Annotated in this window: 11 protein-coding genes; 8 read left to right on the top strand and 3 right to left on the bottom strand. The window is 67.3% G+C overall.

Annotation, left to right across the window (positions count from 1 at the left end; translation table 11 throughout):
• Positions 1 to 82: 82 nt before the first annotated feature.
• Entirely contained in the window at positions 83 to 1,213 is a 1,131-nt protein-coding gene (tgt, locus tag ACSYS9_RS08955; protein ID WP_071228985.1) for a tRNA guanosine(34) transglycosylase Tgt, read from the bottom strand.
• Positions 1,214 to 1,390: 177 nt separating this feature from the next.
• Positions 1,391 to 2,458: a tRNA preQ1(34) S-adenosylmethionine ribosyltransferase-isomerase QueA gene (gene queA / locus ACSYS9_RS08950; RefSeq protein WP_049462689.1), complete on the bottom strand. Its 1,068-nt coding sequence runs from the start codon at positions 2,456 to 2,458 to the stop codon at positions 1,391 to 1,393.
• 210 nt (positions 2,459 to 2,668) lie between these two features.
• Here queA and ACSYS9_RS08945 point away from each other — a divergent pair, with 210 nt between their 5' ends.
• The 3 genes from ACSYS9_RS08945 (at position 2,669) to ACSYS9_RS08935 (ending at position 6,180) form a co-directional block, all read left to right on the top strand.
• Positions 2,669 to 4,165, top strand: a complete 1,497-nt coding sequence (locus ACSYS9_RS08945) for an aminotransferase class III-fold pyridoxal phosphate-dependent enzyme (RefSeq protein ID WP_071228986.1) — start codon at positions 2,669 to 2,671, stop codon at positions 4,163 to 4,165.
• Between the two features lie 294 nt (positions 4,166 to 4,459).
• Positions 4,460 to 5,422 carry an IS110 family transposase gene (locus tag ACSYS9_RS08940; protein ID WP_132808894.1) on the top strand — a complete coding sequence of 321 codons (963 nt, stop codon included), beginning with the start codon at positions 4,460 to 4,462 and terminating at the stop codon, positions 5,420 to 5,422.
• Positions 5,423 to 5,586: 164 nt separating this feature from the next.
• Positions 5,587 to 6,180 (top strand): TIGR00730 family Rossman fold protein, encoded by a 594-nt coding sequence (locus tag ACSYS9_RS08935; RefSeq protein ID WP_071229539.1) that lies wholly within the window; start codon positions 5,587 to 5,589, stop codon positions 6,178 to 6,180.
• A gap of 19 nt (positions 6,181 to 6,199) precedes the next feature.
• On the opposite strand, the gene ACSYS9_RS08930 is transcribed toward ACSYS9_RS08935, so the two are convergent.
• Positions 6,200 to 9,040, bottom strand: coding sequence for a bifunctional diguanylate cyclase/phosphodiesterase (locus ACSYS9_RS08930; protein ID WP_071229540.1), 2,841 nt, complete (start codon positions 9,038 to 9,040; stop codon positions 6,200 to 6,202).
• Between the two features lie 247 nt (positions 9,041 to 9,287).
• Between ACSYS9_RS08930 and ACSYS9_RS08925 the strand changes: the two genes are divergently transcribed.
• The 5 genes from ACSYS9_RS08925 (at position 9,288) to ACSYS9_RS08905 (ending at position 13,474) form a co-directional block, all read left to right on the top strand.
• Entirely contained in the window at positions 9,288 to 9,806 is a 519-nt protein-coding gene (locus tag ACSYS9_RS08925; protein ID WP_229301232.1) for an RNA polymerase sigma factor, read from the top strand.
• A complete protein-coding gene (locus ACSYS9_RS08920; protein WP_071229541.1) occupies positions 9,803 to 10,807 on the top strand; it encodes a hypothetical protein in 1,005 nt (334 codons plus the stop codon). Before ACSYS9_RS08925 ends, ACSYS9_RS08920 begins: the two co-directional genes overlap by 4 nt.
• Positions 10,808 to 10,847: 40 nt before the next feature.
• Positions 10,848 to 11,444 (top strand): IMPACT family protein, encoded by a 597-nt coding sequence (locus ACSYS9_RS08915; RefSeq protein WP_049437266.1) that lies wholly within the window; start codon positions 10,848 to 10,850, stop codon positions 11,442 to 11,444.
• Positions 11,437 to 13,209, top strand: a complete 1,773-nt coding sequence (locus ACSYS9_RS08910) for an ABC transporter transmembrane domain-containing protein (protein ID WP_071229542.1) — start codon at positions 11,437 to 11,439, stop codon at positions 13,207 to 13,209. The genes ACSYS9_RS08915 and ACSYS9_RS08910 overlap by 8 nt, the downstream gene beginning before the upstream one ends.
• A 70-nt stretch (positions 13,210 to 13,279) precedes the next feature.
• Positions 13,280 to 13,474 (top strand): hypothetical protein, encoded by a 195-nt coding sequence (locus tag ACSYS9_RS08905; protein ID WP_005409247.1) that lies wholly within the window; start codon positions 13,280 to 13,282, stop codon positions 13,472 to 13,474.
• The last annotated feature ends 148 nt before the right edge of the window (positions 13,475 to 13,622 follow it).

Raw genomic sequence — 13,622 nt, 5'->3', positions numbered from 1 at the left:
CGACCGCGGATCTGGGTCAGCCTTGAAGTATGCCACGGCCCCGGGCGTTCGTCCTTGGGCCGTTTGGCAGGGGGTGTTCGGGTTACAGGGGCGGTGCTACCGCCCCGCGTGCCGCGTAGAAAGACTCACGGAAGGCCAGGAAGGTTCCCGCCTCGATGGCCGCACGGATGTCGGCCATGAGCTTTTCGTAATAGAACAGGTTGTGCAGGGTGCCCAGCATCGGCGCCAGAATCTCGTTGCAGCGGTCCAGGTGGCGCAGGTACGAACGCGTGTAACCGCCGCTGCAGGCCACGCAGCCGCAGCCGGGCTCGATCGGATCCATGTCGCGCGCGTACTGGGAATTACGGATGCGGACGGTGCCGAACGAGGTGAAATAGTGGCCGTTGCGGGCGTTGCGGGTGGGCATCACGCAGTCGAACATGTCCACGCCACGTGCGACACCCTCGACCAGGTCCTCCGGCCGGCCCACACCCATCAGATAGCGCGGACGGTCGCCCGGCAGTTCCGGGTCCAGGTGGTCGAGCATGGCGTTGCGCTCGTGCTCCGGTTCGCCCACGGCCAGGCCACCGATGGCGTAACCGTCGAAGCCGATCGCCTGCAGGGCCTCGGCCGAGCGGCTGCGCAGGTCGGTGTGCACGCCGCCCTGGACGATGCCGAACAGGGCGGCGTCGTTGCCCAGCTCGTCATGCGCGTTGCGGCTGCGCTGGGCCCAGCGCAGGCTCAGCTCCATCGAGCGGCGCGCCACATCCTCGGTAGCCGGGTACGGGGTGCACTCGTCGAAGATCATCACCACGTCCGAATCGAGCACTTTCTGGATCTTCATGCTCTCTTCCGGGCCCAGGAACACGCGGGCACCGTCGGTGGGCGAGGCGAAGGTCACGCCCTGCTCGGTGATCTTGCGGCGGTGGGCCAGCGAGAACACCTGGAAGCCGCCGGAGTCGGTCAGGATCGGGCCATCCCAGCGGCAGAAGCCGTGCAGGCCGCCGTGGTCGGCGATGATGTCCAGGCCCGGCCGCAGGTACAGGTGGAACGTGTTGCCGAGGATGATCTCGGCGCCCAGCGCACGCACCTGGTCCGGCAGGATGCCCTTGACCGAGCCATAGGTCCCCACCGGCATGAAGGCCGGCGTTTCCACCGTGCCACGCGGGAAGGTCAGGCGGCCACGGCGGGCACGGCCGTCGCGGGTCTTGAGCTGGAACTGCAATCGGGACATGGAGCGGTCATTCGGGCAAATAGTCACCCATTGTCTCCCAAAACCGGGTCGACCGCCCATTCAGGCCTGAACGGCACGGCAGTAGAGCCGCGCCATGCGTGGCTTTCCTGGCCTCCAGGCACCGGCAAGTGCGCACCAACGGTGCGCACCGACCACAAGCAGGCAGAGGTCAGCGCCCTACCCCGCCTGCGGGAACAGCAGCATCGCGTCGCCGTAGCTGAAGAAGCGGTAGCGCTGCTCGATCGCGTGCTGGTAGGCCTCGAACACGCGCTCCTTGCCGGCGAACGCGGAAATCATCATCAGCAGCGTGCTTTCCGGCAGGTGGAAGTTGGTCACCATCGCGTCGACGCTGCGGATGCGGTAGCCGGGGGTGATGAAGATCTGCGTTTCACCGGCGAACGGCAGCAGTTCACCATCGCGCATCGCGCTTTCCAGCGCGCGCACCACGGTGGTGCCGACGCCGATCACGCGGCCGCCAGCGGCGCGCGTGCGCCGCACCTGCTGCACCAGCTCGGCACCGACATTCAGCCACTCGCGGTGCATCACGTGGTCCTTCAGGTCATCGGCACGCACCGGCTGGAAGGTGCCCGCACCCACGTGCAGGGTGACGTGGCCGAAGTCCACGCCCTTGTCCTTCAATGCGGCCAGCAGCGGTTCGTCGAAATGCAGGCCGGCGGTCGGCGCGGCCACCGCGCCCACTTCACGCGCGAACACGGTCTGGTAGCGCTCGCGGTCATCCACACCCGGCTCGCGCTGGATATAGGGCGGCAGCGGCAGGCGGCCGGCATGCAGCAGCCACTGTTCCAGCGATTCCGGCACATGGAACTGCAGCACGTAGAACTCGCCATCGCGGCCCAGCACCTCGGCTTCGCCACCGGCATCCAGCGCGATGCGGCTGCCCGCTTTCGGCGACTTGCTGGCGCCCACCTGCGCGCGGGCCTGCTGGCCGCCGAGCAGGCGCTCGATCAGAATCTCCACGCGGCCGCCACTGGCCTTCTGCCCGAACAGGCGCGCCGGGATCACCCGGGTGTCGTTGAACACCAGCAGGTCGCCCGGCTGCAGCAGCGACGGCAAGTCGCGTACCTGCAGGTCGGTGAAGGCATCGGGCGCCGGAGGCACCAGCAGCAGGCGGCTTGCGGAACGTTCGGCCAGGGGCGCCTGCGCGATCAGTTCAGCCGGCAGGTCGTAGTTGAAATCGGACTTCTTCAAGGCAGTGGGCGGCAACAGGTCGACAATGGCGCGCATTGTACGTCCAGCGTCTGCGAGCCGGCGTGCTTCGCGGCGAACGTCGCGCAAAATGCTGCTATGCAGCAGGTTTCTGCGGGGTTATCGCGCAAAAAAACAAGTGCTAGCATCGAGTCGGAAGTCCGCTGCACGAGCCTGCCCCAAGCGCGCGTGATGACGCGCGTTTTGCTTTTGAAGACCCGTGCGACCCATTGTTTCAGGAGATCTGCAATGAGCTTCATCGAACGCCTCGCCCCCCTGCGCAACCAGCCCGGCACCCGCCTCACCTCCGGCCTGGACGACGCCACCCTGACCGCCCTGTCCGCCAACCACCCGCAGCTGATCGCCGCGGTGGACGCCGCCGCCGAGGAATTCGCGCGCGTGCAGGCCGACCTGGGGCCGCTGCTGGCGCAGGACGAACAGGCGCAGATCGACGCGATGCAGGACGGTTTCGTCAATTTCTATGCCGATGACGCGGTGACCCCGTATGTGGCACTGGCTGCGCGCGGCCCGTGGGTGGTCACCCTGAAAGGCGCCGTGCTGTACGACGCCGGCGGCTACGGCATGCTCGGCTTCGGGCACACCCCGGACGCCGTGCTGGAGGCGATGGCCCGCCCGCAGGTGATGGCCAACATCATGACCCCCAGCCTGTCGCAGCAGCGCTTCATCACCGCCCTGCGCGCCGAGATCGGCCACCGCCGTGGCGGCTGCCCGTTCGCCCGTTTCATGTGCCTGAATTCCGGTTCCGAGGCGGTCGGCCTGGCCGCGCGCATCGCCGACGTCAACGCCAAGCTGCAGACCGACCCGGGCGCACGCCACGCCGGTGCTGCGATCAAGCGCGTGGTGGTCAAGGGCAGCTTCCATGGCCGCACCGACCGCCCTGCCCTCTATTCGGATTCCAGCCGCAAGAGCTACATGCAGCACCTGGCCAGCTACCGTGGCGAGGATTCGGTGATCACCGTGGCGCCTTACGACGAAGCCGGCCTGCGCAAGGTGTTCGAGGATGCCACGCGCAACCAGTGGTTCATCGAGGCGGTGTTCCTGGAACCGGTGATGGGCGAAGGCGACCCGGGCCGCTCGGTGCCGCCGTCGTTCTATGCCGTTGCCCGCGAACTGACCAGTGCCCATGGCAGCCTGCTGCTGCTCGACTCGATCCAGGCCGGCCTGCGTGCGCATGGCGTGCTCTCGGTGGTCGATTACCCGGGCTTCGAAGGCCTGGACCCGCCGGACATGGAGACCTACTCCAAGGCACTCAACGCCGCGCAGTACCCGCTGTCGGTGCTGGCGGTGACCGAGCATGCCGCGCAGCTGTACCGCAAGGGCATCTATGGCAACACGATGACCAGCAACCCGCGTGCGCTGGACGTGGCCTGCGCCACCCTGGCCCAGCTGACCCCGCAGGTGCGCGCCAACATCGCCGAGCGTGGTGCCGAGGCCGTGCGCAAGCTTGAACAGCTGAAGAACGAGCTGGGCGGACTGATCACCAAGGTGCAGGGCACCGGCCTGCTGTTCTCCTGCGAACTGGCGCCGCAGTTCAAGTGCTACGGCGCCAACTCCACCGAGGAATGGCTGCGCCAGCACGGCATCAACGTGATTCACGGTGGCGAGAACTCGCTGCGCTTCACTCCGCACTTCGGCATGGACAGCGAAGAGCTGGACCTGCTGGTGGGGATGGTCGGCCGCGCGCTGCGTGAAGGCCCGCGCCGCGAGCAGGCAGCGGCGGCGTAAGTCTCGTTCTTTGTAGAGTCGAGCTTGCTCGACTGCACTTCGTTCAGGCGCCGCGATAGTCGAGCAAGCTTGTATGTTCCTCCCGGCTCCTACGCGGTATGTAGGAGCCAGGGTGGAGGGACCGTCAAGCATGCATCTGCGGATACTAGCCGACAGACGAGTCGAGCGATCCCCATCCCGCACACGAACGTCGATAAAGGATCGTACGGCCCCCAAAGGGGATCGTCGATGTAGGCAAGCTAACGTCGGTGCGGTACCACCCCAGCCCCTTAAAGATAGCTGGGAGCCGTACAAATGTCTGATTCTCTCGATATTGGCGTGGACGTGGACTCCAAGGAGTTCGTACCGGCAGTGGCCGACCGCAAGGCCGGCGACAGGATCGCCAACACCCGGGCCGGCATAGCCCAGTGGCTCAACACCTTGCCCCAGCGATGCCGGATTGGCATGGAGGCGACGGGGCGGTACTACGAGTTGTTGGCTCGGATGGCTGGCCAGGCAGGCCACGTTGTCTATGTGATCAATCCACGTCTGATCAAGCACTACGGCCGGGCGACGGGCTCGCGTGGCAAGACGGACGCCATGGACGCCGAAGCGATCGCCCGGTACGTGAAGAAGGAGAACGATCGCCTGCGTGAATACGTACCGCGTACCGATGAGCAGCAGCAGATGCACGATTTGCTGCGCAAGCGGCAGACGCTGGTAAAGACACGCGCGCGGCTGGAGCAATCCTTCGGGGTAAGCAAAAGTGCCCCCGGGGAGCTGTCAGATCTGTTCTGCGCTCTGGCTGGGACGCTGTCCGAGCTGGAAAGCGAACTGCAGCGCTTGGGTCGCGATGGAGAGCATGGCACGCTCTACAAGCGCCTGTTGACCATCCCTGGTATCGGCCCCGCCGTCGCCGCTCACCTGATTTACTACATGACGCGCTGGCCGTTGGCCAACGCCAACGCGTGGATCGCCTGCACCGGCCTGGATCCCCGGCCTAACGAGTCTGGCGGCAGAACGGGACGGCGTCGGCTGTCCAAACAGGGCGCGCCAGTGCTGCGCCAGATGCTCTACATGGCCGCCATGGGGCTCAAGCGGTGTCGTCGGGGGCAACCGCTCTACGACGAGCTGTCAAAACGCGGTCACCCCAGCACCGCCGTCTTCAACATCCTGGCCAGAAAGCTGGCCAGGATCGCCTGGGGTGTCTTCAAAAGCGGCCGGGACTTCGATCCGGCGATGCTGAAGGTGGGTCAAGCCTGCTTCCAGCAGGCTTGACCACGAACATAGGATCTCGACTCTACTGAACGAAGAGCAGCCGAGCGCGGCGCGGCTCTACAGAAGGCCTCTCCAGGCCTCATAATCCTTGGGCACCCCGTCCCTGACCGCCCTGCGGTCGGAGACGGGGCGTTTTCGTTTCCGGCCAAGAGACAGGAAGATCCATGAAATCGATCTGTGTGTACTGTGGTTCCAACGCTGGCAGCAAGCCGGCCTATACCGAACGCGCCATTGCCCTGGGTGATCGCATCGCCCGCGACGGGATGCGCCTGGTGTACGGCGGCGGCAATGTCGGCCTGATGGGAACCGTGGCCAATGCCGTGCTCGCCGCCGGCGGTGAAGTGACCGGCGTGATCCCGCGCCAGCTGGCCGACTGGGAAGTGGCCCACCGCGGCCTGACCGAACTGGAAATTGTCGGTTCGATGCATGAGCGCAAGTCGCGCATGTTCGACCTCGCCGACGGCTTCGTCACGCTGCCCGGCGGCTTCGGCACCATGGAAGAGATCTTCGAGATGCTGACCTGGCGCCAGCTTGGCATCGGCAACAAGCCGTGCGCCTTCCTCGACGTGGAAGGTTTCTACGCCCCGCTGATCGGCATGATCGACCGCATGGTGGAAGAGCGCTTCCTGCACCCGGACCAGCGCCAGGACCTGTGGTACGGCTCGGATATCGAAGCGATGCTGGAGTGGATGAAGAACTACAAGCCAGCGCAGGCCTCGAAGTGGATCGACGAAAAGCGTCGCGCCGCCCTGCGCTGATGCTTTCCTGCGCGGCGGCTCAGACCGCCGCGCAGCTCCACGGTGCGGGCCGCCCCAGCAGATAGCCCTGGCCGTAGTCGCAACCCAGTTCGCGCAGGGTCTGCCGCTGCGCCTCGGTTTCGATGCCCTCACCGATGGTCTCGATGCCCAGCGTACGCGCCAACGACAACACGCCCTCGACCAGCGCCCGCGTGCTCTGCACTTCCGGCCCATGCAGGCCGGCGATGAAGCTCTGGTCGATCTTCAGCGTACTGATCGGAAAACGGTGCAGGTAGGACAGCGCCGAGAAGCCGGTACCGAAATCGTCCAGCTGCACCTGGATGCCGCGCTCGCGCAGGCCCTGCAGGATGCGCAGCGTGTGCGGACCATCGTCCAGCAGCGCCACCTCGGTGATCTCCAGGCGCAGCCGACGCGGATCGGCACCACATGCATCCAGCAGGCCGAACAGGCGGCCACTGAACCCGGCGGAGCGGAAATGGCGCGGTGATACGTTCACCGAGACGTAGCTCTGCCCGCCCTCGGCCAGGCCGGCAATCACCTGTTCGTAGATCAGCCAGTCGACCTGCTCGATCAGGCCGCTTTCCTCGCCCAGCTCCAGGAACGCCCCCGGCAGCAGCAGGCCGCGGCGCTCATGCTGCCAGCGCAGCAGCGCTTCGTGGCCCACCACCTCGCCATCGGACAGGCGCACGATCGGCTGGTAGAACGGGACGAAATCGCGGTTGTTGATCGCACGCCGCAGGTCGGCTTCCAGATCGAGGCTGCGCATGGCCTGCTCGCGCATGTCTTCGTCGAAGATCGCACAGCGGTCATGGCCCTGCGCCTTGGCCCGGTACATTGCCGCGTCGGCATCACGCAGCAGCTCTTCGCCGGTGCGGTAGCGGGGGTTCCACAGCGCGATGCCCAGGCTGCCGGACGGAAACAGCTCGCGCCCGGCGATCCACATCGACTCCTGCAGCGCCAGCAGCAGGCGCTGGCCAAAGTCCAAGGCCTGGGCCAGGCCCTGCGGGCATTGCAGCAGCACCGCGAATTCGTCACCGCCCAGCCGGGCCACCACGTCCTCGGCGCCAGCCATCGATACGATGCGCTTGGCCACTTCCACCAGCATGCGGTCACCGGCAGCGTGGCCGATACTGTCGTTGACCAGCTTGAAGCGGTCCAGGTCGAGGAACAGCACGGCGAACACCGGGCCGCCCTCTCGCTTGGCCAGCGCCAGCGCATCCTGCAGGCGGTCCAGCAGGTGCAGGCGGTTGGGCAGGCCGGTCAGCGCATCGTGCATGGCCTGGTGGGTCAGGCGTTGCTCGGCCCGCAGGCGTTCACCAATCTGCCCGAGCAACTTCTCGTTGACCTCGGCCAGCTCGCGGGTACGTTCTTCCACGCGCTTTTCCAGCTCGGCATGCGCCGAGCGCAGCCGTTGCTGGTCGCGCTGACGGGCCAGGCCGGTACCGATGTTCTGTGCGACGAAGGTCAGCAGGCGCTGGTCGTGCACGCTGAAGATGCTGTTCTCGCTGTAGCTCTGCACCACGATCGCGCCGACCACTTCGTCGTCGCGCAGCAGCGGTACGCCCAGCCAGCAGTGCGAGCGCGCACCGGATTCACGCACTTCGCCACTGGCCAACAGCGCATCGATCTGCGCGCGTGATGCCAACAGTGGCCGCCGGTTGCGCACGACGTACTCGGTCAGGCCCCGGCTGAACGGTCGCGGCGCGCGGCTGGCATTGTGCTCGTCCACCGAATAGACGAAGTCCAGGCCGTTGCCGGCCGGGTTGACCAAAGCGATGTAGAAATTGCGTGCGTCGAGCAGGCGCCCGACCACCCCATGCACCTGTCCGTAGAACTGCGCCAGGCTGTCGGCCGACATCGCCATCTCGGCGATGTTGTACAGGGCGGTCTGCAGCTGTTCGGCGCGTCGACGCTCGGCCACCTCGTCCTGCAGGCTGTGATTGGCGCGCTGCAGTTCCTGGGTGCGCCGCGCCACCTGCTGCTCCAGCCGCACCTGCGCCTGGCGCCGGTCCATCGCGGTCTGCACGTGCTGCGCAACGAAGCCCAGCAATGCGCGCTCGGCCTCGCCATAGCGGGCCGCCTGCTCATAGCTCTGAACCACGATGGCACCGCATACGCGGCCATCGCGCAGCATCGGCACGCCCAGCCAATCCAGACTTTCGGGCCCGCGTTGCGGGTCGTGCTCCTGCTCCATCACCTGCGCCAGCAGTTCGCGCGAGGGACCACTGAGCGGCTTGCCATGACGCAGCAACGCCACGGTCAGGCTGCGCGGCATCTCGCTGGCGTCATGGCTCTGCGTGGGATCGGCAACGAAATCATCGACCTGATCGGCGAAGTACAGGAAACGGATCTGGTCGCGCACATCGTCGTATTCCACGATGTAGCAGTTCTCGGCATACATCAGCGTGCCCAGCACACCATGCACGTGGCGCAGCATCTCGGGCATTTCCAGGTCGGCACCGGCCAGATCTGCAATCTGGAACAAGGCCTGCTGCAACCGCTCGGCCTCTTCCAGCGCCTTGATCTGGCCGGCCTGGCGGCCGCGCTGCAGCGCCAGCTCCATCGCCTGCCGGGCAATCCCCCACCATGCCGGCGAAGGCACCGCGCCTTCCACCGACAACAGCAGGCGCGCCCCATCATGTTCCCAGCCATGCTGGCCGTCGCCCACGCCTGGCGCTGCCGCATCACCTCCGGCAGTCGCCCTCGGCCAGGCCCCCTGGCCACGGCCAAGCTGCGGGTCATCCCAGCCGACACGGACCACAGCCGTTTCCGGCAGAAGCGCATGCAACGCGCGCACCAGCGCCGTGCTCAGCACGGCCTCGTGTGGTGGCTCTTTCGCCGGTTCAGCATGCGTGGACAAATGACAATCTCTTGGCGCCGTCAGTGCGTCGCCTCCCCTGAGCCGCCGAGCATAGCGCGCCACCCGGGGGGCAATGGAAGCCCGTAAACCCCGAATCGTGCGCCCGTACGTTTTTCCTGCTGACCGTAGCCCCTTCCGAGCCATGACCCCCGCCCTGCCCGCCCTCGCCACCGGCTATGCGCCATCGCCTGCAGGCCTTACCCTGTACGCCGTGGAAGCCAGCGCACTGCCAACCGATGAAGCCTTGATGCTGGCCTGGGCCGGTGGCGACCTGCGCGCGTTTGAAAGCCTGTATGCGCGCCATCGCAAGCGCCTGTTCGGCTTCCTGCTGCGGCAACTGCGCGACAACGCGCTGGCCGAGGAGATCTTCCAGGACGTCTGGCAGCGGGTGATCAGCGCCCGTGCGGGGTGGCAACCGGACGCGGCGTTCAGCACCTGGCTGTTCCGCATCGCCCACAACCGCCTGAACGACCATTGGCGCGCCGCCCGCCACCGGCCGGCTGCCCCGGCCGATGCCGACCTGCGCCTGGCCGCGATCGAGGATGGACAGACCCCGGAAGGCGAGCTTTCCGAATTCGAACAACGTCGCCGCATCCAGCTGGCGATGGAACAACTGCCGCCGGAGCAGCGCGAAGTGCTGCAACTGCGGCTGGATCAGGAACTGAGCCTGGAGGAGATCGGCCAGATCACCGGCGTAGGCCGGGAAACCGTGAAATCGCGGCTGCGCTATGCGATGGACAAGCTGCGTGCGGGATTGAACGCATGAACCGAGACGAACCGCTGACGCCGGAAGAACGCGAGCTGGCCCGGCTGCTCGGCCGTCGCGCCGAACAGGCACCGCCCGCCGCACTGGACGCCGCCATCCTGGCCGCGGCCCGCGCTGCCGTGGACGCTCCGGCTGCCGATGCGGTCGCCTCTCCCGAAGCACCACGTACGCAGCGCACACGCCCGCGTTGGCCGGCGGTGTTCGGCATCGCCGCTTCGATGGTGTTCGCCATCGGCATCGCCTGGCAGCTGCGTCCGGAACCGCCACCGATTCCGGCGGGTGAGGCCGCTGTTGCGGCGGCACCGGCTGCGGCAGACGACGTCGCGGCTGCCGATCAGGCCGCTGAGCGCAGTGCAGCCGACAGCGCGGTGGCGACTGCGGAACCGGCCGCTGCGCCCGCAGCACCCGAGGCAGCCCCGGTTGCCGCTGCCCCGGCACCGGCCATCGCGCGCGCAAGCAAGCCTGCGCCCGCCGAGACCGCTGAAGCGCCGGCCCAGGCTGCACGATCGATGGCTGCGGATGCGGCCGCCGATACCTCCTTTGCGGCCCTGCCGCCCGCTCCGGCCGCAGCGCCGGCAGCAGCCCCCCCTGCGCCTCCGGCTCCCACCGCCTACTCGGCACCCGCGCCGCTGATGGCGCCGGTTGTCGCCAGTGGTTCGCTGAAGGCGCGCTCGGCAGGCACGCCAGAGTCCAACAGCGTGCAGGCCGAACAGGCCCCGGCGTTGGACCGGGTAGAAATCACTTCGATGAAGCGCGAGGCTCCCAGCCGTTCCGCACCTGGCATCATGCGCCGTGGCAGCGATGCGGGCCTGAGCGCGGATGCCGTGCAGGCCGAGGTGGACGCTGACGCACGACTGCCGCGCCGGCAGTGGCTGCAGAAGATCCGTACACGACGCGACGACGGCCAGCGCGATCTGGCCCGTGCCAGCCTGGAGCGCTACATGCAGCAGTACCCGGAAGCACGCCTGCCGCGCGACCTGCGCCCGCTGCTGGACGACTGAAGCGGACGGGAATACCCGGCAACCCCGTAGAATGACGGGAATGCTCGATACTCTCGCCCAGCCGGTCAGCCACACGCTGGAAGTCAAACACAGCCGTTTCATCGCCCAGGCCGCGCCGATCGATGGCGCCGCAGCGGCCATGGCGTTCCTGCAGCAGGTTGCGGTGGCCGATGCCACCCACAACTGCTGGGCCTACCGGCATGGGCAGGACTATCGCTCCAGCGACGATGGCGAGCCGGCCGGCACGGCTGGACGTCCGATCCTGGCGGCGATCGACGGCCAGGGTTTCGACCGGGTGATGGTGGTAGTGACGCGCTGGTTCGGCGGTATCAAGCTCGGTGCCGGTGGCCTTGTGCGCGCCTACGGCGGCGCCGCCGCCGAGTGCCTGCGCACCGCCCCGCGCCTGCCGCTGGTGGCGATGGCCCGGCTGCAGCTGCTGGCCGGCTTCGAGGACCTGGGTACCCTGCATGCCACCCTGCCCGCCTTCGGTGCCGAAAAGCGCGATGAACAGTTCGATGCCAATGGTGTGTGCCTGCGGATCGAATTGCCTGCCGATCAGGTCGACGCATTGAAAATCCGCCTGCGCGACGCCACCCGTGACCGTATCCGCATAGAAGACGACGACCAGGATGACTGACAAGGACGACGCCCCCGCTTCGACCCCGCCGCTGCGGCGCCTCGGCAGCCTGCGCACGCTGTGGCCGTTCGTGCGCCGCCACAGCGGCCTGTTCACCGCCTGGCTGCTGGCCCTGGCGGTGTCTTCTGCAGCCACGCTGAGCCTGCCTCCGGCGGTGAAGCAGATGATCGATCACGGTTTCAGCAGCGGCGGCCAGATCAACCGTGCCTTCGCCCTGCTGATGCTGGTGGCGGTCGTCATGGCGTTGGGTACGGCCGCGCGCTTCTACTTCGTATCGTTGCTGGGTGAAAAGGTCGTGGCCGACCTGCGCAGCCAGCTGTATGCCCACCTGATCCAGCTGGGTGCCGGCTTCCACGACCGCAGCCGCAGCGGAGAGCTGGTCTCGCGCCTGACCGCGGACACCGAACTGCTGCGCAGCGTGGTCGGCTCGACCATGTCCGTGGCGCTGCGCAGCACGGTCACCGTCATCGGCAGCCTGGCAATGCTGTTCGTCACCAGCCCACGGCTGGCCGCATGGTCGCTGCTCGGCATTCCGCTGGCGGTGCTGCCGATCATCATCGGCGCGCGCAAGCTGCGCACGGTCGCACGCAACAGCCAGGACCGCATCGCCGATGCCAACAGCCTGGCCAGTGAAACCCTGGGTGCGGTACGCACGGTGCAGGCACATGCACGCGAGCCGTACGAGCGCGGGCGCTTCGACAAGGCACTCGGTGATGCCATCGGCGCCGCCCGTCGCCGCATCGGCGCACAGTCGCTGGTCACCGCCAGCGCCATCCTGCTGGTGTTCGGCGCCATCGTCGGTGTGTTGTGGCTGGGCGCGCACGACGTCATCGACGGCCGCCTCAGCGCCGGTACGCTGGGCCAGTTCGTGCTGTATGCATTGATCGGTGGCGGCTCGGTGGGCGCGCTGGCCGAAGTGTGGAACGAACTGCAGCGCGCGGCCGGCGGCATGGGCCGCATCGGCGAACTGCTGCAGGAAGACATCGAGATCCGTGCGCCGGCACAGCCGCACGCGTTGCCGCAGCCCTTGCACGGCGAGATCCAGTTCAATGATGTGGTGTTCCACTATCCGCAACGCCCGGACCAGGCTGCGCTGGACCACTTCAACCTGCACGTGCGTCCGGGCGAGACCGTGGCGCTGGTGGGTCCGTCGGGGGCGGGCAAGAGCACCGTGCTTTCGATGCTGCTGCGCTTCCACGACCCGGCCGATGGCCGCATCTGCGTGGATGGCATCGACGTGCGCCAGGTCGACCCGGCCGAGCTGCGTGCGCAGCTGGCGCTGGTGCCGCAGCAGCCCACCCTGTTCGCGGCCAGTGCGCGCGACAACATCCGCTATGGCCGCCTGCAGGCCAGTGACGCCGAAGTCGAAGATGCCGCGCGAGCGGCCGAGGCCGATGGCTTCCTGCGCGCGTTGCCGCAGGGCTACGACAGCGAACTGGGAGAGCGCGGTGCCCGCCTGTCCGGCGGCCAGCAGCAGCGCGTGGCAATTGCCCGTGCACTGCTCAAGGACGCGCCGATCCTGCTGCTGGACGAAGCCACCAGCGCGTTGGATGCGCAGAGCGAGCACAGCGTGCAGCAGGCGCTGGAGCGGCTGATGGCCGGCCGCACCACGCTGGTCATCGCCCACCGCCTGGCCACCGTGCTCAAGGCCGACCGCATCGTGGTGATGGACCAGGGCCGTATCGTCGCCGAGGGCACGCACGCGCAGCTGCTGGCCGAAGGTGGACTGTACGCTGAACTTGCGCGCCTGCAGTTCATCGATTGATGACGTCCGGCTAACATCGGCGCGGCCAAGCTGGCCGCGCAACAGCCGCATCCGCTGAAGGAGGTGCACGATGTCGTTCCGTCAGTTTCCCGCCGTCGACAGCAACGGCGAAAGCCACATCATCATCGAGTTCAAGCCCGAGGCGAATGGCAGCGGGCATCACTCTGAAGCCACGCCACGCTACGAACTGGATGACGGGCGGCCGCTGGTGCGCGATGGCCGCGAGTTCACCACCAGTGGCGGCGAGCTGCGACTGACGATCTGAGGTTCGCCGGGCATGACCCCGGCGCTACCGGATTTCGTATCGCCCCGCTCTGGCGGCTGTCGACCTTGATCGACCCGCTTTCTTGCCTCTGGTAGGTGTCGACCTTGGTCGACACGCCTTTTGCCCAAGGCGGTCGAGCATGGCTCGA

Source organism: Stenotrophomonas sp. STK17_22 (assembly GCF_051983905.1).
Lineage (GTDB): Bacteria > Pseudomonadota > Gammaproteobacteria > Xanthomonadales > Xanthomonadaceae > Stenotrophomonas > Stenotrophomonas maltophilia_A.
Note: the sequence above shows the minus strand (reverse complement) of the source record. Positions and strands in the feature narration are given on the sequence as shown.

What these genes read in the sequence shown, in the direction of transcription:
- ACSYS9_RS08915 (WP_049437266.1), top strand. Translation starts at nt 10,848, where the DNA reads ATGCTCGATACTCTCGCCCAGCCGGTCAGCCACACGCTGGAAGTCAAA.
- ACSYS9_RS08945 (WP_071228986.1), top strand. Translation starts at nt 2,669, where the DNA reads ATGAGCTTCATCGAACGCCTCGCCCCCCTGCGCAACCAGCCCGGCACC.
- queA (WP_049462689.1), bottom strand. Translation starts at nt 2,458, where the DNA reads ATGCGCGCCATTGTCGACCTGTTGCCGCCCACTGCCTTGAAGAAGTCC.
- ACSYS9_RS08925 (WP_229301232.1), top strand. Translation starts at nt 9,288, where the DNA reads ATGCTGGCCTGGGCCGGTGGCGACCTGCGCGCGTTTGAAAGCCTGTAT.
- ACSYS9_RS08940 (WP_132808894.1), top strand. Translation starts at nt 4,460, where the DNA reads ATGTCTGATTCTCTCGATATTGGCGTGGACGTGGACTCCAAGGAGTTC.
- ACSYS9_RS08935 (WP_071229539.1), top strand. Translation starts at nt 5,587, where the DNA reads ATGAAATCGATCTGTGTGTACTGTGGTTCCAACGCTGGCAGCAAGCCG.
- ACSYS9_RS08910 (WP_071229542.1), top strand. Translation starts at nt 11,437, where the DNA reads ATGACTGACAAGGACGACGCCCCCGCTTCGACCCCGCCGCTGCGGCGC.
- tgt (WP_071228985.1), bottom strand. Translation starts at nt 1,213, where the DNA reads ATGTCCCGATTGCAGTTCCAGCTCAAGACCCGCGACGGCCGTGCCCGC.
- ACSYS9_RS08920 (WP_071229541.1), top strand. Translation starts at nt 9,803, where the DNA reads ATGAACCGAGACGAACCGCTGACGCCGGAAGAACGCGAGCTGGCCCGG.
- ACSYS9_RS08905 (WP_005409247.1), top strand. Translation starts at nt 13,280, where the DNA reads ATGTCGTTCCGTCAGTTTCCCGCCGTCGACAGCAACGGCGAAAGCCAC.